Below are 24150 nucleotides of genomic sequence, written 5' to 3' on the forward strand. Positions count from 1 at the left end.
TCAATTCCTCCGGCCGATGGCGATAAGGGGTTGGGCGTCCTCGGCGGCGTCTGCGGATCTCTGGTCGCGCGCCAGCCAGATCGTAACCGTCAGCGCATCGTCTCCGCCGCCGGCGGGCGTCAGGTCGACTGTCTGTTCGACGGCAAGGCCGGCCTGCTCCAGCCACTCACCCATCGCCTGATGCGAAAAGCCGAGGCGCAGATGGGCGTGGTCGTCGCGAAGATGCTCCAGCGCATGCGGCGCCAGATCGATGATCACCAGGCGACCGGACGGGCGCAGCATGCGCGCAGCCTCGGCGATGGCGGCTGCCGGATCGTCGAGGAAATGCAGCACCTGGTGAATGGTCACCACGTCGAACTCGTCACGCTCAAGCGGCAGGTTGAAAATGTCGCCGTGACGGATGGACGCCTTGGTGATGCCGGCGCGATCGAGATTGGCACGGGCGACGGCCAGCATGTCGCGGCTGGCATCGACGCCGACGCCGCGGCGATAGAGCCCCTCGAACAGTTGAAGGATACGGCCGGTGCCGGTTCCGAGATCGAGGAAAGCGTCGACCGGGCCGTCGCCGATGAGCTTCAGGAGTGCGGCCTCGACCTCGGCCTCGCTGACATGCAGGCGGCGCAATTCGTCCCACTCCGACGCGTTGCGGCTGAAATAGGCCTGCGCCTTTTCCGCCCGCGCCTTCTTCAGCACCGCCAGACGCTCGGCGTCGCGGGCAAAGACGGGATCGGCCACATCGATGCGCTCGAGAAGAAGCCGCGCCAAAGCGACCGCCTCACCCTCGTGCGCCAGCCTGAAATAGGCCCAGGCGCCTTCCTGGTACCGTTCGATCAGGACCGCCTCGGCCAAAAGCTTCAGATGGCGCGAAATACGCGGCTGGGACTGGCCGAGGATGTCGGTCAGGTCGGTTACCGTCAGGTCGCCGCGTGAGAGCAGTGCCAGAAGCCGCAGGCGCGTCGATTCGCCAGCCGTCTTCAAAACTTCTACAATGTCGTCCAATCCGAGCTTCGCCACGCGACCACCTGCGCACCATCAAGACATAAAGATATCTTTATGTCATGAAATTCGTGAGTGCAAGCCGTAATCTGCCGGAACGTAAAGATAGCTCGTACCCTCCACCGGATCGGCGTTTTGACGCGGATGGGGACTGGACCGATGACAGCGCCCGCATTTCGCGTGTCCCGAACCGGGTGCTGTCGATCGCGGCGGGCAACCGCGTCCGTCCTGCCGGCGCGTATTGCAATGGAGCGAAGCAACTCTGCGACCTGCCACCACAGCAAGCGATGACCCGCAATTAGTGATCCCGGCAAAGCTTGTGGCAACGCGCCAGCCAATCGCCTGGCATTTCCGATGACCTGCGCCGGCAGCAGGGAATTTAAGGTATCGCGCGAAAATGTGCTGCGGTCTTGCGTGATGACTGCGCAAAATCAAAGCCTTGAAACATCTGTTTCGGCCTGAAGGCGCGCAAAGCCTTTGCCGCCGCAAGGATCACAAACGCACCGGGCGCAGCCGCATCGCGACTGCGCCCGGAATGTCGAGAAGCAAACTGTCCTTAGCGCGTCAGGCGCTTGTAGGTCACGCGCTTCGGATTGACGGAGTCGGGGCCGAGGCGGCGGATCTTGTCCTGCTCGTAGTCCTCGAAGTTGCCTTCGAACCATTCGACATGGCTATCGCCTTCGAAAGAGAGGATATGGGTGGCGAGGCGGTCGAGGAACATGCGGTCGTGGCTGATGATGACGGCGCAGCCGGCGAAGTTTTCGAGAGCATCCTCGAGCGCACCGAGCGTCTCGGTGTCGAGGTCGTTGGTCGGTTCGTCGAGCAGGATGACGTTGCCGCCGCTCTTCAGCATCTTGGCGAGATGCACGCGGTTGCGCTGACCGCCCGAGAGATTGCCGACTTTCTGCTGCTGGTCGCCGCCCTTGAAGTTGAAGGCGCCGCAATAGGCGCGGGAGTTCATCTCGAACTTGCCGAGCTTCAGGACGTCATTGCCGCCGGAGATTTCTTCCCAGACGGTCTTGCCGCCGTCGAGATGGTCGCGGCTCTGGTCGACATAGCCGAGATCAACGGTTTCGCCGATGCGGATCTCGCCGGAATCCGGCTTTTCCTGACCGGTGATCAGCTTGAACAGGGTAGACTTGCCCGCGCCGTTCGGTCCGATGACGCCGACGATGCCGCCGGGCGGCAGCTTGAAGGTGAGGTTTTCGAAGAGCACCCGGTCGCCGTAGGACTTGGTGAGGTTTTCGGCTTCGATGACCACCTGGCCGAGGCGCTCGCCGACGGGAATGATGATCTGCGCCTCGCCGGGGCGACGGTTTTCGGCGGCTGCCACCAGTTCGTCATAGGCACGGATACGGGCCTTCGACTTGGCCTGGCGGGCCTTTGGCGAGGATGCGATCCACTCCTGTTCGCGCGACAGGGCCTTCTGGCGGGCGCCCTCCTCGCGATCCTCCTGTGCCATGCGCTTGGCCTTGGCATTGAGGTAGGCCGAGTAGTTGCCCTCGTAGGGGATGCCACGGCCGCGGTCGAGTTCGAGAATCCAGCCGGTGACGTTGTCGAGGAAGTAGCGGTCGTGGGTGACCATCAGGATCGCGCCCGGATATTCGCGCAGGTGCTTTTCCAGCCAGGCGATCGTTTCGGCGTCGAGGTGGTTGGTCGGTTCGTCGAGCAGCAGCAGGTCGGGCTGGCGCAGCAGGAGCTGGCAGAGCGCCACGCGGCGCTTTTCGCCGCCGGACAGCTTCTCCACCGACGAATCGCCGGGCGGGCAGCGCAGCGCGTCCATTGCCATCTCGACCTGGCTTTCGAGGTCCCAGAGGTTCTGGCTGTCGATGATGTCCTGCAGCTTGGAGCCCTCTTCGGCCGTCTCGTCCGAATAGTTCATCATCAGCTCGTTGTAGCGGTCGAGGATCGCCTTCTTGTCGGCGACCCCTTCCATGACGTTCTCCATCACGGTCTTGGACGCATCGAGCTGCGGCTCCTGCGGCAGGTAGCCGAGCGTCGCGCCGTCGGCGAGCCAAGCCTCGCCCGTCCACTCCTTGTCGAGACCCGCCATGATCTTCAGCACCGTCGACTTACCGGCGCCGTTCGGGCCGAGAATGCCGATCTTGGCGTCCGGGTAGAAGGAAAGGTGGATGTTTTCCAGGATCTTCTTGTTGCCGTAGGCCTTGTTGAGCCCGGCCATGTGATAGATGAACTGACGTGCCATAACGCGTGTGCTCCGCATCGAAAGGGATTTTGCCCGCTATGTAGGCGAATTCGTCCGCAGCGGCAATGCGGCCGCAGCCCGCGCCAGTGAATTGTCGCAAGAACATCTTCGGCGCAGGCAGCGCAGCGATCCGGGCATCCGGCAGCCCGCGTTGCCGGTAAGCGTCGCGGAGCCTCCGCTCCATTTCCCCCCCCGAAGCCTGATGCGTCCACCCTTCACCGACTGCCGTCTACCACTCCACAGCTTCCCCGACCTTCCCTCCCCGGGGCGCCACGCAATCGCCCGCCATTGGCCACGGCTCCCTACTGGCCACCTGCGGCGGCAAGAAGCCCGGCCTTGCAATCCTGCTTCGTCGGGGCTGCCTTCAGGACCAGCGCCGAAAGCTCGCCTTCCGCAGCCGCCAGCCCGATCGTTACGCCGGTGACGATCTCCTTGCCGTCCACGCTGCGGCACCGCAGCCGCACCCGCTCACCGGCGCTTGCACCGAAAGCCTCATCGAAGGCTGCGCCCACCTCCGAAATCGTCACGGCCGTTCCTGCCCTGCTCGTGAAGAACGCTCCGACTGCCGAGCGGTTGACGGCGTCCAGCATGTCGAGGGAGCGGGAAAAATAGTCTTCGGCCGTCGCCGCATGGCAGGTTCCGTGCATCAGCCATTGGTGCCGGTCGAGACCGGAAGCGACACCGGGCATCGCCGCCGCAAGCCGCGCCTGTGTGCCATCCGAAAGAACGAGCTTCGGCAGATCATCCCAGTTTCGCGACCGGTCGCGTTTTTTCAGTTCCGCGTCGATGCCGCAGTAGCTCTTCTTCACCTGCCAGAGGCCATGCAGGCCGAGGCGCGGCGCCAGCCCCTGCCCAGCAGCCTTCTCGCATTCCGCAATCTTTGGCCGGACCAGGCAATAGCCCGGCTGCCAGCCGAGGGCCAGCACGTGGCGAGTTGCGGAGCCGTCGGCGCCGTCCGGCACTTCCGCCGGTAATGGCGCGGAAAGCGCCGGCCCCGACACTGCGATCGCAAGAGAGAAAAAGAAAGAAAAAAGCGCGCGGCCCCAAGAGCCGCACACAACAGTTCTGAGCCATGCAAATCCGGGTATCGCCATGACACGCTCCAGAAATAGAACAAAACATAAACATTAATCAACAAAAGCGCGAACCATGCAACCATAAATTTTACCACATCGACTGGTCGCCTGAAGGGCGCGATTGCAATTGCGGAGGAAATCAATTTGATGCTCGCGTCATCCCAACCGTCCCCGTCATCCCAACCGTCAAAGGCCCTTCGCACATGTTTTCGCAAACGCGCGCTCTGGAGAGCCCCACCGGCGCCACGCTTGCGCTGCGCCATGCCGGAAGCAGCGCCGGGTCAAAGGGTATCGTCCTCATCAGCCACGGCCTGGCGGAGCATGCCGGCCGCTATGGACCGTTCGCCGAACACCTCGCCGCCAGCGGCTTTCAAGTCTACGCCCACGACCATCGCGGCCACGGCGCCACGACCGCTCCGGACGCGCCGCTCGGCCGTTTCGCCGCGCGGGATGGGCACGACATGGCGCTGCGGGACATGCTCGCCGTGCGGGAGATGGCGGTGGCCCTGCACCCCGGCCTGCCGATCATCCAGTTCGGCCACTCGATGGGCGGCCTGCTCGCGCTCGCCTTTGCCGAGGCCTATCCCGAAAAGATCGACGCCCTCGCCGTCTGGAACGCCAATCACCGGCCGGGCGTTTCGGGCCGCGCCGCCCAGGCGCTACTGCTCGCCGAACGTATGTTCAAGGGTTCCGATGTGCCGAGCGACCTGCTGCCGCGTCTCACCTTCGCGGCGTGGGGCAAGGCCGTGCCGGATCGCCGTACGGAGTTCGACTGGCTCTCGCACGATCCAAAGCAGGTCGAGCTCTATCTGGCCGATCCGCTCTGCGGCTTCGATGCCAGCGTGTCGCTGTGGCTCGACATCTTCCGCCTCGCCTATTCCGGCGCCGACCGCGCGCGCCTTGCCCGGCTGCCGCGCTCCCTGCCCATCCATATCGCCGGCGGCGACGAGGACCCGGCCACGGATTTCGGCCGGGCGACAACCTGGCTTGCCCGGCGCATGAAGAATTCGGGCCTTGCCGAGGTGATGGCAGTGGTCTATCGGGGTCTTCGCCACGAAACGCTGAACGAGCGGCGGGATCTGCGCGAAAAGCCCCTTGAGGATTTCGTCCGCTGGTGCCTGAAGGTGGTTGCAACCCGAGAAACTTCCGGTGACTGACATGAGCACGCACGCCGCCTCCCCCAGAGGAGCCGTCCGCAACGAGGTCGGCCTCGGCCTTGCCCTGATGGTGGTTTCGGTGCTGCTGGCCCCGGTTATCGACATCTTTTCCAAACTCGCGGTGGCCGACGTGCCGGCAACGGTCATCACGCTGTGCCGCTTCGTGTTCCAGACGCTGACGCTGCTGCCGATCGTGCTCTGGCGCGGGTCGCTGCTCGACCTGACGCGCAAGAAGGTGGCGCTGCATGCCGTGCGCGGCCTGATGACGGCGATCGTCATGATCAGCTTCGTCACGGCGCTTTCGGTGATGGAGCTCGCCGATGCGCTGGCGATCTTCTTCGTCGAGCCGATCATCCTGACGATCCTCGGCGCGATCTTCCTCAAGGAGACCATCGGCTGGCGTCGCTACACGGCCTGCGCGGTCGGCTTCATGGGCGCCCTGCTCGTCATCCAGCCGAGCCTTCAGGAGGTCGGCCCGGTGGCGCTTCTGCCGATCGTCTCGGCCTTCTGTCTGGCCATATTCTTCCTGATCACCCGCATGGCCGCACAGAGCGAGGACCCGTGGTCGATGCAACTGCACACCGGCCTGTGGGGCGCAGGCTTCACTGTGATCGCGCTCGCGGCAGGCGTCCATTTCGGCTGGCCGATGTTCACCGCCGTGATGCCGCAGGGCGATACCGTGATCTACATCGTCGGTGCCGGCATCGCAGCAACGATCTCCGGCATCTTCGGCGCCTATGCCTACCGCCATGCGCCGGCCTCGGTGCTGGCTCCGCTGCAATATCTGGAAATTGTTTCGGCAACAGTGCTCGGCTGGTGGGTCTTCGGCGACCTGCCCGATGCGCTCAAATGGTTCGGCATCGGCATCATCATCGGCTCCGGCCTCTATGTGATCTGGCGGGAGCACAGGCTGCGCAGGCGGGCGATGCAGCCGCCACCGCTGCCGATTGTCTGAGGAGCAGCAGTTGTCCGGCGAGAATTGAGAAATGCCAGGCGGTTAGTCCGGACGCTCATCAACTCATGCCGCCATGGCGCTATCGCCGGCCGGCCAACTTTGGTATCCAGAACGCCCGTGCCGGCAGCAAGAAGCCGAAAAGGTCCCTCCGGCGCCGGCGAGGAGGATACCCATGGACGTGAAGACCCTGCCGCTCTCCGGCATCCGTGTCATCGAACTTGCGCGCGTGCTTGCTGGCCCCTGGGCGGGCCAGATGCTGGCCGATCTCGGCGCCGACGTGATCAAGGTCGAAAACCCCGACGGCGGCGACGACACCCGTGCCTGGGGCCCGCCCTTCGTCACCGGCAGAGACGGCGAGAACCTCTCCTCTGCCTACTACCATTCGACCAACCGCAACAAGCGCGCGATCACGCTGGATTTCCGCTCGGCGGAGGACCTCGAGGTCGCCCGCCGGCTCGTTCGCACCGCCGACGTGGTCATCGAGAACTTCAAGGTCGGCGGGCTTGAGAAATACGGGCTCGACTACAAGAGCCTTGCAGCCGAAAATCCCAGGCTCGTCTATTGCGCCATCACCGGCTTCGGGCAGGACGGGCCATATGCCGCCCGGGCGGGGTACGACTATATCGTCCAGGGCATGTCCGGTTTTATGTCGGTGACCGGTGCGCCGGATGGCGAGCCGATGAAGGCCGGCGTCGCCATTGCCGACATCTTTACCGGCATCTATTCAGTGGCCGCCATTCAGGCCGCCCTGATCTACGCCATGCGGACCGGCAAGGGCCAGCAGATCGACATGGCCCTGCTCGACGTGCAGTCCGCCGTCATGGCGAACCAGAACATGAACTACCTCGTGTCGGGCGTCGCCCCCACCCGGCTCGGGAACGCCCACCCGAACATCACCCCCTACGAGGTGATCGAGACGGCCGACGGCCACATCATCCTTGCGGTCGGAAACGACGGGCAATTCCAGCGTTTTTGCGCGATCCTCGGCCGCGAAGACCTGCCGGCAGACGAGCGCTTCTCCACCAACAAGTCCCGCGTCAAACATCGGGCTGACCTGCGCCCGCTGATCCTGGAGCAGAGCCGCAACTGGACCAAGGCCGACCTGCTTTCCGCCTGCGAACGCAACGGCGTGCCGGCCGGCCCGATCAACTCGATCGCCGAAACCTTCGACGACCCCCAGATCAAGGCGCGGGGCATGCGGCTGGATCTTGCCGACAGCGAAGGCAACACCATACCCGGCGTGCGCACCCCGATCGTCTTCTCCGAAACGCCGCTGTTCTACAACCGTCCGAGCCCGCGTCTCGGCGAACATTCGGCCGAGATCCTCGCCGAACTCGAAGCCATCGAAGAAAAAAGGAAGTCTGCATGAACGCGCCCGTGACGCATGGTTCGCCTGAGGCTTCCGGCGGCATCGCCCCCAGGACGGGCGGTCAACTCATCGTCGATGCGCTCGTCGCAAACGGCGTGAAGCGCCTCTCCTGCGTGCCCGGAGAGAGCTTCCTCGCCGTGCTCGACGCGCTGCACGACACCGATATCGACGTCGTCGTCTGCCGCCAGGAAGGCGGCGCGGCAATGATGGCGGACTGCTGGGGCCGGCTGACCGGCGAGCCGGGTATCTGCATGGTCACCCGCGGCCCCGGCGCCACCAATGCTTCCGCCGGCCTGCACATCGCCCGGCAGGATTCGGTGCCGATGATCCTGTTCATCGGCCAGGTCCAGCGCGAAGCCCGCGAGCGCGAGGCGTTCCAGGAGATCGAATACCGCCGCGCCTTTACCGAGGTCGCCAAATGGGTGGCCGAGATCGACGATGCGCGCCGAATCCCGGAATTCGTCACCCGCGCCTTTGCGGTCGCGACCTCTGGAAGGCCCGGTCCGGTCGTCGTGGTGCTGCCGGAGGACATGTTGACCGACACGGTGGAGGCGGTGGCAGCAAGGCCCTACGTTCCCGTCGAGGCCCATCCCGGCCCAGCGCAGCTCGAAACGTTCAGGGACCTGCTGGGAAAGGCGGAGCGACCGATCGCCATCCTCGGCGGGACGCGTTGGACGGAAGAGAGCGTCGCAGCCTTCACCGCCTTCGCCGAGCGCTTCGCCCTGCCTGTCGCCTGTTCCTTCCGCCGGCAGATGCTGTTCGACCACCTGCATCCGAACTATGCCGGCGATTCCGGCGTCGCCATCAATCCGGCGCTGGCAGACGAGATTCGCGAGGCCGATTTCGTCCTCCTGCTGGGTGACCGCTACTCGGAAATGCCCTCTTCCAGATATACGCTGCTGAGCGTGCCCTACCCGCAGCAGACGCTGGTGCACGTGCACCCCGATCCTTCCGAGTTGGGCCGCGTCTATCGGCCCGAGCTTGCGATTTGCGCAAGCCCGGCGGATTTCGTGGCGGCCCTTGCCGGCCTCTCGCCCGCTGCACCGCCGCGCTGGACGGAGCGGACTAAGGCGATGCACGCGACCTACCGCACCTGGTCGACGCCTCCCGTCACCGGACCCGGCGACGTCCACATGGGGCCGATCATGGCCTGGCTCGAAGAAAATGTGCCTGACGATGCGATCTTCACCAACGGCGCCGGCAACTATGCCGTCTGGGTGCACCGCTTTCACCGCTATCGCCGCTTCGGCACGGAGGCGGCGCCAACGTCCGGCTCGATGGGTTACGGCCTGCCGGCGGCCGTTGCGGCCAAGACGCTTCATCCGCAACGCGAGGTCGTCTGCTTTGCCGGCGACGGCTGCTTCCTGATGCACGGGCAGGAATTCGCCACCGCCGTCCGCTACAACCTCCCGATCATCGCGATCGTGATCAACAACGGCATGTACGGCACAATCCGGATGCATCAGGAGCGTGAATACCCCGGACGCGTCAGCGCCACCGGCCTCACCAATCCCGATTTCGCAGCCCTGGCCGTCTCCTATGGCGGCCATGGCGAGGTGGTGGCGAAGACGGAGGAGTTCGCGCCCGCATTCCTGCGCGCGCGCGAGAGCGGCAAGCCTGCCATCATCGAGGTGAAGCTCGATCCCGAAGCGATCACGCCCGCGCGCACGCTCTCGCAGATCAGGGACGGCCGCTAGAGCATTTCCAGCAGAGGCGGAAGTGTTGCATGAGTATGATATCCCCCGCTTCCGTCATTCCGGCCACGGTGCCGGAATCCAGCCGCCTTGCGCCCGCAAGGCGAAAAGATTAGTGCGATCAAAGACTTGATCGCACTGGTTCCCGGCTCAAGGCCGGGAAGACGGAAGCGGGTAGCATCTTTAATCACGACCAAGATCGAGACCGTCTAGCAAAGCGACCTCTTAAAGTGACCTCTGAATGTCGTGTACTATGGGCCCAGACTGCCGTCCCGGGACCACGTCAGCCGCGCAGGTGCTGCGTCTGGCCGTAGATGTTGGTGGAACGTGCGCCGGAGCGGCAGTAGCCCAGCATCGGCCGCGGCAACTCGTCCAGCGCGTCGACCATGTCGCGAACGGCGTCCGCCGTCACGCCCATGGTGCCGACCGGAATGTGGCGGATATCGAGGCCCAGCTCGCCAGCCCGCGCCGCAATCGCTGCGAATTCCGGCTGGTCGGGGCTTTCATGGTCGGGCCGGTGGCACACGATCGACTTGAAGCCCATCGCCTTGATCTCGTCCAGATCCTCGACGCTGATCTGCCCGGAGACCGAGTATTCGTCGTTGACCGCGCGAATGTCCATGATGCGTGCCCTTCCTGAGTTCTGCTGGCGTCCGATGTAGGCTCGCCCGCGCCGGACGTCAATTGCGCCCGGTTCAGCGCAGTTCGAAGGAAAGACCGTAGTCGACCGTCTCTCCGGGTGCGAAATCCTTCATCTCGCCGGATGCGATCAGTTCTTCGCGACCCGCCAGCCGGTGCGACACCGGCTCCAGCCCCATCACGTGGCAGCCGGGCGACTGGTTGCGCCAGACCTGCAGGTAGGGCAGCGTATCGACGCGGAAGCGCAGATGCAGGCTGCGCCCGCCGAGTGCCGCGATCGGGCCGATTGCAACCTCCGCCCATCCATGCTTTGCGCTCTCCGATGCGGAAACGCAGAAGATCCGCATGTCGCCCTCGCCAAACCGCCACGGCAGGCTGCCGCCCTCCAGCATCGCTCCGGTCAGCCGGGTTCCGTCATCGAACAGCCGGGTATTGAAATTGATGTGGTACATCGCGACCGGCGGCCAGCCGCGGTTGCCCGTATTCGCCACCTTGTCGTCGAGCGTGATATGGCCGGTCTTGCGATCGGCCCGCCACAGCCGCGTCATCTCCGCCGTCTCGCCATTTGCGAGCGCTACCGGAATACGCGCCGAACACACGACCTCGCCCTCGTCCTCCTCGAACAGGATGTCCTTGGCCGGATGCGACGACAGCGAGCCGTGCAACGGATAGCGCCGCCCGTCGGCCGCGCCCTCCACCGGCTCCGGATGACGGATGTGATCCGGGCCACAGGTGAACATGAAGCCCGGCAGCGCCCTGTCTATCCGCGGATCGCCGTCCGAGGGGATGGCCGAACCGGGCGCCAGATTGACGCCGCGGAAGACCGCCTCCCTGAGATCAAGGGCCGACCTGGGATCAAGCGCGATATCGAAACTGTGCACGCCGTTTTCGGCGGTCAGGGCGAGGGTCATGTCTTCTCCCGGAATCGTCTTTTGCGGCGATGCTAGCCCACCCCGGGCAAATCCGATACCGCTTTCGCCCTGTTGCGCCCCTCATCGGGAACACGTCGCAGCGGCGACGCGTTGTGGCTCCCATGCAGGGTGATGTCGGCGACAAGGATGGTCTGGCGGGACGGGCGATGCAAATGTTAGTAGTCCGTTAACCGTCATTTCACTTTTTCCATATTAAGGTCGAAATTGAGTGCGACGTCCCCAAAATTAGCGCTGACGACAGGTTGATTCCGTGAATTCCGTTTTGAAAACAAGCATTTCTCTGCTTACGCTCGCAGCGGTCCTCGCTGCCGCCCCCGCCAGCGCCCAGAGCGTCTACGGGGAACGCCGCGAACGGATGGTCCTCGTCACGCCGGAAGGCGATCTTCTGGACTACATCCCTGCAGACGGCAGCGTCCGCGCCGCCCGCGACGGCCAGGGACGGCGCGTCTATATCGATGCCTGGGGCAACATCGTCGCGACCGCGATGCCGGCCGAGCGCTATTTCGCGCGCGGCGAACGGCGCGACTTCCGCCGCGACCGCTACCGCCAGGTTGAAGGCTTTCCGGAGACCTCCCCGGACTATTTTCCGCCGGCTCCGGGCAGCGGCGATTTCGGCGACGATCTGACGACCGGATCCGTGCCCGACTATCGGGATCGCACTCCGGGCGCCGTCGATCGCTCGACGTTGTCCGAACCCATGCCCGGTGAAGCCTATCCGCAAGCCGAGTACCCGCCGGACGGCGGCAACGACATGGCGTCCCTGCCGGAAGCGCCCTTCGGCGGGCAGTCGGACTTCGTGCCCGGCCCACGCTTTCCGTCCGCAACCCCGATCGGCAAGAAGTCGTCGGCCGAGGTGACGGCACTCCAGGTGTTTCTGGATCGCGAAGGCTTCTCCCCCGGCGTCATCGACGGCAAGAAGGGCTCGAACGTCACCAAGGCCATCGAAGCCTGGCAGGTCGCGACCGGCGAAACGCTCGATCCCAACGACACCGAGGCAATCGTCGAACGGCTGCGCATGAACGGTGGCTTGCCCTTTATCACCTATGAAATCACGCCCGCGGACGCCGCCGGCCCCTATGTCGCCTCCATTCCGGAAGACTACGCGCACAAGGCCGCACTCCCCGCCCTCTCCTTCACCTCCACCACGGAAATGCTCGCCGAGCGCTTCCACATGGACGAGGCATATCTGAAGGAGATGAACCCCGGCGTGGACTTCTCCATCCCCGGCACCATCGTCAAGGTGATCAATGTCGGCGAGCCGAAGAAGGGCAAGGTTGCAAAGATCCTGGCCGACAAGGGCCGAAAGCAGGTGCTCGCCTATGACGAGGCCGGCACGCTCATTGCCGCCTATCCCGCCAGCATCGGTTCGGCCGACACGCCCTCGCCATCCGGCACGGTGACGGTGGAGCGCATCGCCCTCAATCCGAACTACACCTACAATCCGAAGATCAATTTCCAGCAGGGTGCCAACGACAAGGTGCTGACCCTGCAGCCCGGCCCCAACGGCCCGGTCGGCACGGTCTGGATCGCACTGTCGAAGCCGACCTACGGCATCCACGGCACGCCGGAACCTTCCAAGATCGGCAAGACGCAGAGCCACGGCTGCATCCGCCTGACCAACTGGGATGCGACCGAACTTGCCAAGATGACATCGAAGGGCGTGACCGTCGAGTTCGTCGACTGACGATCACGGAGATCGCTGAAGACGAGAAAGACGGTCTCAAATCCAGATGTCGTTTTGCGCTGTGCGGTCACCGCCAGCATGACCAGTGTTGAGAACGCCGCGCGGCTCGATGAGCAGGAGGTGAACTTCTTTCTCTGCGAAAGGCTTGTGTTCGACGCCTTTGGGAACAACGAACATTTCGCCGGGACCTATTGAAACGGCACCATCGCGAAAATCAATCCGTAGCTGACCGCGCAGAACGATGAATGTTTCGTCCGTATCGGTATGGTCATGCCAGATGAAATCTCCCTCGATACGCACGACCTTGAACTGGTAGTCATTCATTTCCGCAATGACACGCGGCTGCCAGAGATCCGTAATCTTTGCGAACTTTTCCGAAAAATTGATGGCTTGGTGTGTTTTCTTCATTTTGTCTTGCTCCATTGTCGAATGAGCAAAACTAGAGATTTCCGCCACTCCCATCTTGAACGATCGTGCAGCTCTCAGGCGTGGACCAGCTTTCTCCAGCGGGCGGGCGTCATGCCGAAGGCATTACGGAAATGCCTCGTAAAGTGCGCCTGATCGGCAAATCCGGCATCCAGGGCCGCCTGGACCAGCGGCTGCCCCTCGATGATTGCGACCTTGGCCCGATCAAGCCGGCGCAGGATCAGGTAACGGTAGGGACTGGTGCCGAACAGTGCCCTGAAATCGCGCGATAGCTTCCATCTGTCCCGCCCCGTAACCCGCTCCAGTTGCGCCAGGGAAACCGCCTCTCCTGCGACGTCTCGGATAAACTCGCGGGCCGTATCCGCAGCCCGATAGTCAAGCGGCGCGAAGTTTCGCGCGCCAGAGGGTGATGCGGCCGCTTGCAAGGCGTGAGCAAGATCGAAAACGGCATCATCGTATTGAAGCGCTTCCATCGGCTCGGACATATGAGCGACAATGCCGTCGATCGCCTTCAGCAGTCGTGGGTCGTCCGACACGCCTCCAGCAATGAACGGAAGCGACCTGCACCCCCCGAGAGCTTTTTGCACGAGCGCCGGATCCAGATAGATCATCCTGTAGTGAAAACCGTCCTCGGTCCCTGCTTGTCCGTCGTGCAGTTCGTCAGGATGCAGAACGATCGCGTTGCCGGGAAAGCCGTCACTGACCTGTCCCCTGTAATGGAACCGCTGGACGCCGGAAATCGTGCGCCCGATGGCGTAGGTATCATGACGGTGCGGCTCATAGGCTTGGCCGGAGAAAAACGCTTCGATGCGTTCGCACCCGTCCATGCCGGAGGCAAGACTGATCCAGCCAGCGGCGACACCGGCCGACAATTCCTCGACTGCGCCCGCTCCCGCATCCAAGCGACTATCCCTCCATCAAAGCCGGAATACTTCCCGCTAAAGCGGCGGTTTTACGACTGAAGCTTGCAACGTCGCGAAATAGGCAGTTCCGTGACAGGCAAGCAGAATGCGTCACGACGATATTCTCGGCAAGCTAACCGCCCATGCCGGAATGGAATTCGACATCCATATCCGTCGGATTCTTCATTTCAGTTGGGAGCTGGCCATAGGAGCCGTGCTTTTCGCCTCCGTAGTCTGAAGCATCGAGGGAGGAAGACGGCGCGGCTGGCGCCGTCTTCCGAACCCCGTCACGCGGCGCGGACGTAGCCGTTGGAGGGTGCTGCGACCGCCTGGCCGCTGGTGCGGAAGGCGCTGAGCTGGGTCGCGATCGAGGCCGCCTCCTGCGTCAGCGCCTGGCTGGCTGCATTGGCCTGCTCCACCATCGAAGCATTCTGCTGGGTGATCTGGTCCATGGCGTTGATCGCCTGGTTGACGGCCTGCAGGCCGGTGGCCTGCTCGGCCGTGCTGGCGCGGATCGCCGAGAAGACCGAGCTGACTTCCACCACCTGGGTGACGATCTGGCGGAGCGACTGGGCGACTTCGTTGACCGAGCGCACGCCGTCTTCGACCTGGCCGTGCGACTTGGCGATCAGGTCCTGAATGTCCTTTGCGGCATCGGCGCAACGCTGAGCCAGCGCCCGCACCTCGGATGCGACGACCGCAAAGCCGCGGCCCGCCTCGCCGGCACGCGCCGCCTCGATACCGGCATTCAGCGCCAAAAGGTTGGTCTGGAAGGCGATCTCGTCGATGACTTCGATGATGTTGGCGATGCTGGCCGACGACTGCTGGATCTCCTGCATGGCGGAGATCGCCTGCTCGACGACCTCGCCGCTGCGTTCGGCATTGCCGCGTGCGGCGACGACGAGCGTGTTGGCCTCGTTGGCGCTCTGTGCCGTCTGGCGCACCGTCGTCGTGACTTCCTCGACCGCGGCGGCCGTTTCCTCGAGATTGGCCGCCTGCCGCTCGGTGCGCTTGGCAAGATCGTCGGACGCGGCCGCGATTTCGCGGACGCTGACGTTGATCGAACCTGCGCCGGCATTGATGCCGCTGATGGCGGCAGAGAGCGCGGAGATGGCATGGTTGAAGTCGCTGCGAAGCGATTCGTAGGCTTCCGGCAGGCCGCCCTCGATGCGCGCCGTCAGATCACCGTCTGCAATGCGCTTCAACGCGGCACCGAAGCTGTCGCTGACGATCCGCCGCTCCTCGCCAACCGTCTTTTCCTGCACCGCCTGCTGCTTGGACACATCCGAGGCATCCATGTAGACCGAGATGGAAAGATCCATGTCGAGGAATACGGCCTTGATCAGCGCGGACAGGCGCGCCGCGGCTTCCGCAGCGCTGGTCTCCGAGCGCGAGAAGAGGCCGGCCTTCGGCCACATCTCCCTCAGGGCAACCGTCAGAAGATGCTCGACGATCAATGCATAGCCGCCGATGTACCAGCGCGGCTCCAGCCCGATACGGGCATGGATCTTTCCGATCGAAAGGACCTTGGCGGCGTATCCCGCGTTGAAGTCCGCGTTCCAGATGCTGCCCCAATGACCGAGCTGCGCGTTCTTCGCATGGTTTATGTGCGCATCGTTGGAGAACAGGTGGCTGACCTCCGGGCTCTTGCGGACCACGGTGTAGAACCGGTCGAGCGCGGGCGCGAGCTCACGCTCGAGGAAGGGTTTGAGCGAGCGCAGGTCCTTCAGGGCCTTCGCATCGAGCGCGAGGTATTCGAGACGACGCGCGAGGTCGGCATTGTTGCCGGTGGAGGAAGCGGCTGCGCTCATGGATCTTTCCGTGCTTAGGGGCTTGGCGATAGATTGCCCATTTTTCCGGAAACCCCGCCCCTTCCGGGCACGGTGTCATTCGCGCGATTCATGGCGCTTCGACAGGGGAAACGTGCCTGTCTGAAAAGTGGCAGTCGTCAATCTTAGTACTCCCGCGATGGTAAATTCTTCCTTTAGCAAATCCATTCATGCCGCGCTCCGGCATGCGCGTTTGGTCGCAGCCTCCGCTTCCGCACGCATGCAAGCCCAAACGCCTCCGTCACCCGTGGTGACGAAGGCGTTTAAAGCGCGGATGGACGCTGTGCCGCCCTCAGGCGGCGCGTGCGTTGTGCCGGACGGAACTGCGCGTCCCGGTGGAGCGCCGGACGGGAACGCGGCGCAGGACTTCCTCGGCGAAGAGCCGTGCATTCTCGCGCGCCTTGTCGAGGTTGGATATGCGCTGCGGATCCATCGATCGCAGCGTGCCTCCACAGTCGAAGATCTCACGAAACGCGACCCGCTCGGAGATCGGCGTGTCGAGGACGGCCACGCCGCGCTCGGCAAGCAGTTGCTTGATGGCGGCCATGGCACGCGTGGTGACGACGGTGCTCATTCTGGTCAGCACGACGGAATGGTCGATCCGTACACCCGCGCGCTGATCCATCTGCTGCAGCAGTTCGAGGATCTGCGCACCGCCGCGCGCATCCATCGCACAACCCTGGATGGGGATCATCACGTGGTCGGAAAGGCCGATCGCAGTCGCAACCAGCGCATCGCGGGTACCCGCCAGGTCGACGATGAAATAGTCGGTGGTATCGCGGTTCTCGCGGATGTGCGACTGCAGCGATCCCATCGAAACCTCGGAGATGACGCTCAGGTTGCGCTGCACGCCAGAGACTTCATACCAGCTGGTGATCCAGCGTTGCGGATCGGCGTCCAGAATGGTGACGCGGTAGCCTTGGGCCGCCAGTTCGGTGGCGAGTATCAATGCTGCTGTTGTCTTGCCCGCTCCACCCTTTGCGTTGGCGAATGTGATTACCGGCATTTCGAATTCCTCATGTAAGCGGCACGAGCCCCTCATCGCTCTGCAAAAGGCGCGAAGCGGGATGGCGCCCTGTTAACCAATCTTTCAGAACATGGTTAACGATTTGCAAACGGAGGATACGCCTGCGTTGACGGTCCGGGAAAGCCGCATTCGGGAGATCGAGATCAGTCACCTCAGCCGCGGCCGCCGGCAGCGTGCTGGTAGCACATCCGGGCGAAGGGCCCTGCAGCTTTACGCCCGCCGATTTCCACGCGCGCCATGACGTCGCGGACGAAGGCCTGCATGTTGCCCCGGGCCTTTTCGAGACTGCTCCGCCGCGCTTCATTCAGCGTGTAGAGCGTGCCGGAATGCTCGAACATCTCACGATAGGCCCCTCGCTCCGTGATCGGCGTTTCGATCATCGCCATGCCCCGGAGCAGCAGAAGGTCGCGCACCTTGCGCAGCGACCGCGTCGTGACCAGCGGGTTGACGCGCGAGAGCACGACGGCACGGTTGATCCTGCCGCGCGCATTGGCCTCGATGTACTGGATCAGTTCGATCACCTGCATGGCGCCCGCAGCATCCATCGCGCTGCCCTGCACCGGTACGAGAACGAGGTCGCAAAGGCCGAGCGTCAAGGCCAGCAGCACGTCGCGCGCGCCCGAAAGGTCCACGATCACGTCGCAGCCCGGCCTGTGCAGCCGCCTGAGATATTCCGGCAGGGTGGCGGGCGTGGCGTCCGTGATCGCGAATATGCGCCCGTCACCGCATCTGTCCGCCCAGCCGGCCGCAAGCCGCAGCGGATCGCAGTCTATGATGACGACTTCCGAACCGGAACGCGCGAGTTCCGTTGCCAGCAACACCGCTGCCGTCGTCTTGCCCGAACCGCCCTTTGCATTTGCTACAGCTATGACCGCCATCGGCCTTCCAACACCGGCATGCCCTGCCCGGGCCGCATGCCCTACCCCGTAGAAGGCTGCGCCAACGTTCCTAACGAGTGGTAAAGAAGGCGAAGTTTTGTGCCGGCGAGACGCGGCGTGCCACACGGCGGCCGCACATCGCGCAGGCCGTAGTCACCGGCCAGTTGCAGATCCGAGAACGCGAAGACCCGGCGCACGCGCACCGGGTCTTCGTCTTGTCGCTCGCCGTTCGGTCTCAGATGCACTCTGCGAAGAGCTTCTTCGCGGCATCGAGGGTCAGTTCGACCGGGTTTCCGCCTGCAGTCGGATCGACGATCGCCATGGCAGCCATTTCATCGATCCGGTCGGTGCCTACGCCAAGCGCAGACAGCTTGTCGGGAACGCCGAGTTCGGTACGCAACTGCAGGACGTAGTCGTAGAACCCGTCGAACCCGCCCGAAATACCGAGATAGGCGGCGGCTGCCGCGATCTTGCCTTCGATGGCCGGCCGGTTGAAGCGCAGCACCGGCGGCATCACGACCGCATTGGTCATGCCGTGATGGGTGTTGTAGATGGCGCCCACCGGATGCGACAGCGAGTGGATTGCGCCGAGCCCCTTCTGGAAGGCGACCGCGCCCATTGCGGCCGCCGACATCATGTTGGCGCGCGCCTCGATGTCGCTGCCGTCCGCATAGGCCCGCGGAAGATATTCCTTCACCAGCCGCAAGCCTTCCAGTGCGATGCCCTGGCTCATCGGGTGATAGAACGGCGAGGAGTAGGCCTCCAGGCAATGGGCGAAGGCGTCCATGCCGGTGCCCGCCGTGATCACCTTGGGCATTCCGACCGTCAGCTCCGGATCGCAGATCGTCACGGCCGGCAAAAACTTCGGGTGGAAGATCACCTTCTTCGTGTGGGTCTCGGAATTGGTGATCACCGAGGCGCGCCCGACTTCCGAACCGGTGCCGGCCGTCGTCGGCACGGCGACGATCGGAGCGATGCCCTCGACGGAGGCGCGTGTCCACCAGTCGCCGATATCCTCGAAATCCCAGACCGGCCGCGTCTGCCCTGCCATGAAGGCGACCGCCTTGCCGAGATCGAGGCCCGAGCCGCCCCCGAAGGCGACGACGCCGTCATGGCCGCCGTCGCGGAACGCCTTGACGCCGGCCTCGAGGTTCTTGTCGTTCGGGTTCGGATCGACGTCGGCAAAGATCGCCCGGCCGAGACCGGCAGCGTCGAGAATGTCGAGCGCGTTTTGCGTGATCGCCATCGGCGCCAGGCCGCGGTCGGTGATCAGCAACGGCTTCTTCATGCCGACCGCCTTGCAGTGGTCGGCAAGTTCCTTGATGCGCCCCGCGCCAAACTTTATGGCGGTCGGATAGCTCCAGTTAGCAGTGATCGTCATGCGAGTGCTTTCCTGAGGTGATAGGACTTCGGACGGGTGAGATTGTGGAAGCCGATGACGGAGAGCGAGCCGCCGCGGCCGGTCTCCTTGACACCGGTCCAGCACAGCGCCGGATCGAGATAATCGGCGCGATTCATGAACACGGTGCCGGTCTCAAGCTCACCGCCGAGGCGCGCGGCACGCTCGGCGTCCTGCGTCCAGAGCGAGACGGTCAGGCCGTACTTGCAGTCGTTCATCAGCTTGAGCGCTTCCTCGTCGCTCTTCACCTTCATGATGCCGACGGCGGGCCCGAAGGTCTCTTCCGTCATGAACTCCATGGAATGGTCCACATCGACAAGGACCTGCGGAGCGATATAGGCGCCGCCATCATCGGCCGGAAACAGCTTGGGATCGACCAGAGCCTTCGCGCCGCGCGAGACCGCGTCGGCGATCTGCGCCCGAACCGTCGCCGCAAAGCGCTTGTTCGCCATCGGCCCAAGTGTGGTTTCCGTGTCCAGCGGATTGCCGAGCTTGTAGTTGGAGACCCACGCGACCGACTTCTCGACGAACGCGTCATAGAGCTTCTCGTTGACGTAGACCCGCTCGATACCGCAGCAGCACTGGCCGGAATTGTAGGTGGCGCCGTCCATCAGCGTGTCGACGGCGGCGTCCAGATCCGCGTCTTCCATCACGTAGCCCGGGTCCTTGCCGCCCAATTCGAGCCCGACGGGCGTAAACGTGCCGGCAGCGGCGCGCTCGATCGCACGTCCGCCCTCCACCGAGCCGGTGAAGTTGATGAAATCGAAGCTGTTCGCCGCAATCAGCGCCGAGGTGGTGTCATGGTCGAGGAAGATGTTCTGGAATACGTCCTCCGGTACGCCGGCCTCGACGAAGGCCCGCACCAGCCGCTCGCCGACGAGCAGCGTCTGCGCGGCATGCTTGATGATCACCGTGTTGCCGGCCATCAGCGCCGGCGCGATCGTGTTGATCGCGGTCATATAGGGATAGTTCCACGGCGCGATGACGAAGACGACGCCATGCGCTTCGCGCTCGATGCGACGCTCGAAGCGGTCGCTATTTTCGATGATGATCGGCGCCAGCGAGGAATGGGCGATTTCGGCGACATAGTTGGAGCGCTCGTTGAAGCCCTTGAATTCGCCGCCGTAGCGCACCGGACGGCCCATCTGCCAGGCAAGTTCCGGCACGATCTCGTCGGCCATCTCGTTCAACCGGGCGACGCCCTTGAGCACCAGTTGCACGCGGTCTTCCAGCGGCCGGCGTGCCCAGGCCTTCTGCGCCTTGCGGGCGCGGGCGACGACGTCCTTCGCCTTGTCCAGCGGCAGCGCCTCGCGCTCGGCGTAAACCGAGCCGTCGATGGGAGATATGCATTTGATCACGGTCATGATCGGTTTCCTGTTGGTTCTATCGGAATTCTGGTTTTGACGCTCCGGCTGCCCCTCATCCGGCCTGTCGGCCACCTTCTCCCCGCAAGCGTGGAGAAGGAAATATGCCGCACCGCTTTCCTGGACCAGCACCCGTTCGCAGGCCAGGTCCTCTCTCCCCTTTGCAGGGAGAGGGTTAGGGTGAGGGGCAAATCCCGCGCCGTTATTACGCCCTCTCGAAGCCGCGCGCCACTTCCCAATCCGTCACACGGCGGTCGTATTCCTCCTGCTCCCACTCCGCAGCGCGCGTATAGTGGTCGATAACCTCCTCGCCGAAAGCCTCGCGCAGCATTTTCGACGTCGTCATGAATTCGGTCGCCTCGCGCAGGGTCTTGGGGATCTCGCGAATGCCCTGGCCGCCATAGGCATCGCCGACGAAGGGCGCCTCGAGCTCCAGATTGCCCTCGATCCCGGCAATGCCCGCCGCAAGCAGCGCCGCCATGGCAAGATAGGGGTTGAGGTCGGAGCCGCCGACGCGGCATTCGATGCGGATCGCCTTCGTGTTCTCGCCGCAGAGCCGGTAGCCGGCCGTGCGGTTGTCCTTGCTCCAGACAGCCTTGGTCGGCGCGAACGTGCCGGCCATGAAGCGCTTGTAGGAATTGATGTAGGGGGCGAGGAAATAGGTGATCTCGCTGGCATGGTTGAGCAGACCGGCGACATAGCTGCGCATCATCTCCGACATGCCGTACTTGGCCTCGGGATCGTGGAATTTGGAGGTCTTGCCGTCCAGGCTCCAGAGCGACTGGTGCAAGTGCGACGACGATCCGGCCGCGTTGTAATGCCATTTGGCGAGGAAGGTGATCGCCTTGCCCCGCTGCCAGGCGATCTCCTTGCAGCCGTTCTTGATGATGACATGCCGGTCGGCCATGGTCAGCGCGTCGGCATAGCGCACGTTGATCTCCTCCTGGCCGGCCGAGGCCTCACCCTTGGAGTTCTCGACCGGAATGCCCGCCCCCTGCAGGCCATTGCGAATGGCCCGCATCACGTCCTCTTCCTTGGTCGTCTGGAAGATGTGGTAATCCTCGTTGTAGCCGCTGACGAGCCGCAGGTCGCGGTAGCCGCTCTCGCGGGCGTCGTCATAGGTCTGGTCGAAGAGGAAGAATTCCAGCTCGCTCGCCATGTAGGCCTTCAGCCCCATCGCCTCCAGCCGCTTGACCTGCCGCTTCAGGATCGCCCGCGGCGAATGCGGAACCTCCTTGTGCGTGTGGTGGTCGAGCACGTCGCAGAGCACCAGCGCCGTCCCCTCAAGCCACGGAATGCGCCTCAGCGTCGAAAGGTCCGGCTTCATCGTGTAGTCGCCGTAGCCGGAAGCCCAGCTCGTCGAGCGATAGCCCGACACCGTCTCCATCTCCATGTCGGTCGCAAGCAGGTAGTTGCAGCTGTGCGTTTCCTCATAGGCGCCGTCGACGAAGAACTGGGCATGGAAGCGCTTGCCCATCAGCCGTCCCTGCATATCGACCTGGCATGCCAGCACGGTATCGATGCGGCCCTCGGCGACATCCTTCTTCAGTTCTTCCAGCGAATAGCCTGCGCTCATGATTTAAGCCCTGTTAACGGATTGCAGCCGCCCCTCCGGCGACCGGTAAGAAGGAGGCCGAACGCGCGGCCCCCGCTCGAAAATGCCCCTCAGACCTCACCGTCCACCCTTTCTGCGGGATGCCGGGAACCCAAGGCCTGCGCCCCATGACCGTCATGGGCGGTACTCCGCGGCATGCCACTCCCCGAGGCCTCGTTATTTTGCTGATGCCGGTGCCATGCTTTCCAGCAGCAGTCCCGTCAGATAGTCAGCCATGACCCCCTGGCTGGTGTCGTCCTGAATGAGGTCGTTGCGGACCTCGATCATCACGTTGAGCAGGCCGTTGGCCAGCCCGTGCACCTTCAGCGTATGCGTGACGCCGTCCTGCGGACCGTAGGGTTCGTTGCGGCGCGTGGCAAACAGCCCGGAGCGCCCGGCGGCTTCAAGCATCAGATCGGCCAGCCTTGCGTCCTCGTCGTGCAGAATGCCGACCTCGACCTGACGCGGCTTGCCGAAATAGATCGGCGTGAAGCTGTGAACGGTGACGAGGACCGGCGCCCTGCCTGCCGCGATGCGCTCGCGGACAAGGGCGGCGATGCGGTCGCGGAAAGGAAAGTATAGCGATTCGGCGCGCTCCAATCGAGCGGCGTCGCTAAGGGCCTGATTGCCCGGTACGGGATAGATCTCACTCGTCTCCGGCATCGCGCCCGGTGCTTCCGGCGGTCTGTTGCAATCATAGGCCAGGCGCGAAAAACGCTGGTGGATCAACGTGGCGTCGAGGCTGCGGGACATGATGCGGGCGACCGCGAGCGCACCCGGATCCCAGGCAATGTGGCTTTCCAGCGCTTCCACTGACAGGCCAAGCGTGCCGAGCCGCTCCGGCATGAGCCTGGAGGCGTGCTCGCAGACCAGCACGAACCGGCTGCGGCCCTCGGCGTTTTCGACGATGACAGGGTCGCCTTCCCGAGCTGATAACATTCCCATGCAGCCGGTCCCCTCGATCGGCCAATCATATTTGTGAAGAGAATTCTTCACGTCGCTCCAGTTGTCAACGGGGACAGAAACTATCTCTTCAAAAAAACGTTTGACACCAATTGTGACAGCGATGTTTAATTTCACCGGAAGCCGACAGAGAGCGGCAGGCAGGGGAAAATCGTGACGTTGAATCAGGCATCCATGACGGTGTCCGACGTGATCAACGCCCATTTCGACACGCTCACGCGCGCCGAAAAGCAGCTGGCGACATCGCTTCTGGACAACTATCCGGTGTCCGGCCTCGGTAGCATCACCACCGTGGCTGAGAACGCCCGCGTCTCGACGCCGACCGTCGCACGCATGGTGCAGAAGCTCGGCTATCGCGGCTTCCCCGATTTCCAGTCGCACCTGCACCATGAACTGGAGGCGACGCTTTCCAACCCCATCGCCAAGCACGACCGCTGGGCAGCGAACGCCCCGGGCACCCACATTCTCAACCGGTTTGCCGATGCGATCATGGGCAACCTGCGCCAGACCTTGTCGCAGCTCGATCTGGCCGATTTCGACGGCGCCACGGCGCTGATCGCCAATCGCAAGCGCAACATCTATATCGTCGGCGGCCGCATCACCAAGGCTCTGGCGGACTACCTCTTCACCCACCTCCAGGTCGTCCGGCCAAACGTCACCCAGCTTTCGCCCATCCCGAGCGCCTGGCCGCAATATGTCCTGAACATGAAGCCCGGCGACGTTGTCGTCATATTCGATATCCGCCGCTACGAGCACGAGATGGAGACCTTCGCCCGGATCGCGCGCGAACGGGGCGTGGAGATCGTCCTGTTCACGGACCAGTGGGCTTCGCCGATCGCAAAGCTCGCCGCGCACGTCTTCCGCATCCATATCGAGGCGCCTTCCGCCTGGGACTCCTCCGTGGTCACGCTGTTCGTCGTCGAGGCGCTGATCGAAGCAGCACAAAGCGCCAACTGGAGCGAGACCAAGGAAAGAATGAGAACGCTGGAGGAACTGGTTGCCGCAAGCCGTCTCTTTCGCAAACCGGGATGATCCTGCCGCCGCGTTAACCAGAATCATC

At 63.7% G+C, this 24150-nt stretch carries 20 protein-coding genes; 6 read left to right on the top strand and 14 right to left on the bottom strand.

Features of this window, described 5'->3' with window-relative positions; genetic code table 11:
* The 3 genes from HV823_RS14610 to HV823_RS14620 all read right to left on the bottom strand — a co-directional run bounded on the left by HV823_RS14610 (position 1) and on the right by HV823_RS14620 (position 4296).
* On the bottom strand, positions 1-999 hold the full coding sequence (locus HV823_RS14610) for an ArsR/SmtB family transcription factor (RefSeq protein WP_210270803.1): 999 nt from the start codon (positions 997-999) through the stop codon (positions 1-3).
* A 553-nt stretch (positions 1000-1552) separates the two neighbouring features.
* The gene (ettA, locus tag HV823_RS14615) at positions 1553-3202 is read right to left on the bottom strand and encodes an energy-dependent translational throttle protein EttA (RefSeq protein WP_176950460.1); all 1650 of its coding nucleotides are present in this window, start codon (positions 3200-3202) and stop codon (positions 1553-1555) included.
* Positions 3203-3504: 302 nt separating this feature from the next.
* Positions 3505-4296 (bottom strand): ribonuclease T2 family protein, encoded by a 792-nt coding sequence (locus tag HV823_RS14620; RefSeq protein ID WP_176950461.1) that lies wholly within the window; start codon positions 4294-4296, stop codon positions 3505-3507.
* Positions 4297-4481: 185 nt separating this feature from the next.
* Here HV823_RS14620 and HV823_RS14625 point away from each other — a divergent pair, with 185 nt between their 5' ends.
* The 4 genes from HV823_RS14625 (at position 4482) to HV823_RS14640 (ending at position 9456) form a co-directional block, all read left to right on the top strand.
* Positions 4482-5435 carry an alpha/beta fold hydrolase gene (locus tag HV823_RS14625; RefSeq protein ID WP_176950462.1) on the top strand — a complete coding sequence of 318 codons (954 nt, stop codon included), beginning with the start codon at positions 4482-4484 and terminating at the stop codon, positions 5433-5435.
* A gap of 1 nt (position 5436) precedes the next feature.
* Positions 5437-6390, top strand: a complete 954-nt coding sequence (locus HV823_RS14630) for a DMT family transporter (protein ID WP_176950463.1) — start codon at positions 5437-5439, stop codon at positions 6388-6390.
* 172 nt (positions 6391-6562) lie between these two features.
* Positions 6563-7759, top strand: coding sequence for a succinate--glutarate CoA-transferase (gene caiB / locus HV823_RS14635; protein WP_176950464.1), 1197 nt, complete (start codon positions 6563-6565; stop codon positions 7757-7759).
* Positions 7756-9456, top strand: coding sequence for a thiamine pyrophosphate-binding protein (locus HV823_RS14640; RefSeq protein ID WP_176950465.1), 1701 nt, complete (start codon positions 7756-7758; stop codon positions 9454-9456). The genes caiB and HV823_RS14640 overlap by 4 nt, the downstream gene beginning before the upstream one ends.
* 280 nt (positions 9457-9736) lie before the next feature.
* Here the strand turns inward: HV823_RS14640 and HV823_RS14645 are convergent, their stop codons facing one another.
* Complete coding sequence (locus HV823_RS14645; RefSeq protein WP_176950466.1) at positions 9737-10075, bottom strand: protein tyrosine phosphatase family protein; 339 nt, start codon at positions 10073-10075, stop codon at positions 9737-9739.
* 73 nt (positions 10076-10148) lie between these two features.
* Positions 10149-11003 carry a DUF4432 family protein gene (locus tag HV823_RS14650; protein ID WP_176950467.1) on the bottom strand — a complete coding sequence of 285 codons (855 nt, stop codon included), beginning with the start codon at positions 11001-11003 and terminating at the stop codon, positions 10149-10151.
* Between the two features lie 376 nt (positions 11004-11379).
* On the opposite strand from HV823_RS14650, the gene HV823_RS14655 reads away from it, so the two are divergent.
* A complete protein-coding gene (locus HV823_RS14655; RefSeq protein WP_176950586.1) occupies positions 11380-12708 on the top strand; it encodes a L,D-transpeptidase family protein in 1329 nt (442 codons plus the stop codon).
* Between the two features lie 36 nt (positions 12709-12744).
* On the opposite strand, the gene HV823_RS14660 is transcribed toward HV823_RS14655, so the two are convergent.
* The 9 genes from HV823_RS14660 to HV823_RS14700 all read right to left on the bottom strand — a co-directional run bounded on the left by HV823_RS14660 (position 12745) and on the right by HV823_RS14700 (position 23072).
* Positions 12745-13116, bottom strand: a complete 372-nt coding sequence (locus HV823_RS14660; protein ID WP_176950468.1) for a cupin domain-containing protein — start codon at positions 13114-13116, stop codon at positions 12745-12747.
* Positions 13117-13190: 74 nt separating this feature from the next.
* Positions 13191-14036 carry an AraC family transcriptional regulator gene (locus HV823_RS14665; RefSeq protein ID WP_246301463.1) on the bottom strand — a complete coding sequence of 282 codons (846 nt, stop codon included), beginning with the start codon at positions 14034-14036 and terminating at the stop codon, positions 13191-13193.
* 287 nt (positions 14037-14323) lie between these two features.
* Positions 14324-15847 (bottom strand): globin-coupled sensor protein, encoded by a 1524-nt coding sequence (locus HV823_RS14670; protein ID WP_176950469.1) that lies wholly within the window; start codon positions 15845-15847, stop codon positions 14324-14326.
* A 310-nt stretch (positions 15848-16157) separates the two neighbouring features.
* Positions 16158-16871 carry a ParA family protein gene (locus HV823_RS14675; RefSeq protein ID WP_176950470.1) on the bottom strand — a complete coding sequence of 238 codons (714 nt, stop codon included), beginning with the start codon at positions 16869-16871 and terminating at the stop codon, positions 16158-16160.
* Positions 16872-17044: 173 nt separating this feature from the next.
* Positions 17045-17770 (bottom strand): ParA family protein, encoded by a 726-nt coding sequence (locus tag HV823_RS14680; protein WP_176950471.1) that lies wholly within the window; start codon positions 17768-17770, stop codon positions 17045-17047.
* A 235-nt stretch (positions 17771-18005) separates the two neighbouring features.
* Positions 18006-19151, bottom strand: coding sequence for an iron-containing alcohol dehydrogenase (locus HV823_RS14685; protein ID WP_176950472.1), 1146 nt, complete (start codon positions 19149-19151; stop codon positions 18006-18008).
* On the bottom strand, positions 19148-20533 hold the full coding sequence (locus HV823_RS14690) for an aldehyde dehydrogenase family protein (protein ID WP_176950473.1): 1386 nt from the start codon (positions 20531-20533) through the stop codon (positions 19148-19150). Before HV823_RS14690 ends, HV823_RS14685 begins: the two co-directional genes overlap by 4 nt.
* A gap of 205 nt (positions 20534-20738) precedes the next feature.
* On the bottom strand, positions 20739-22109 hold the full coding sequence (locus HV823_RS14695) for a glutamine synthetase family protein (protein ID WP_176950474.1): 1371 nt from the start codon (positions 22107-22109) through the stop codon (positions 20739-20741).
* A 195-nt stretch (positions 22110-22304) separates the two neighbouring features.
* Entirely contained in the window at positions 22305-23072 is a 768-nt protein-coding gene (locus HV823_RS14700; protein WP_176950588.1) for an N-formylglutamate amidohydrolase, read from the bottom strand.
* Positions 23073-23264: 192 nt separating this feature from the next.
* On the opposite strand from HV823_RS14700, the gene HV823_RS14705 reads away from it, so the two are divergent.
* The gene (locus HV823_RS14705; protein WP_210270807.1) at positions 23265-24122 is read left to right on the top strand and encodes a MurR/RpiR family transcriptional regulator; all 858 of its coding nucleotides are present in this window, start codon (positions 23265-23267) and stop codon (positions 24120-24122) included.
* Positions 24123-24150: the final 28 nt, after the last annotated feature.

Origin of the sequence: Mycoplana rhizolycopersici (genome assembly GCF_013378445.1) — a bacterium.
Taxonomy (GTDB): Bacteria; Pseudomonadota; Alphaproteobacteria; order Rhizobiales; family Rhizobiaceae; genus Mycoplana; species Mycoplana rhizolycopersici.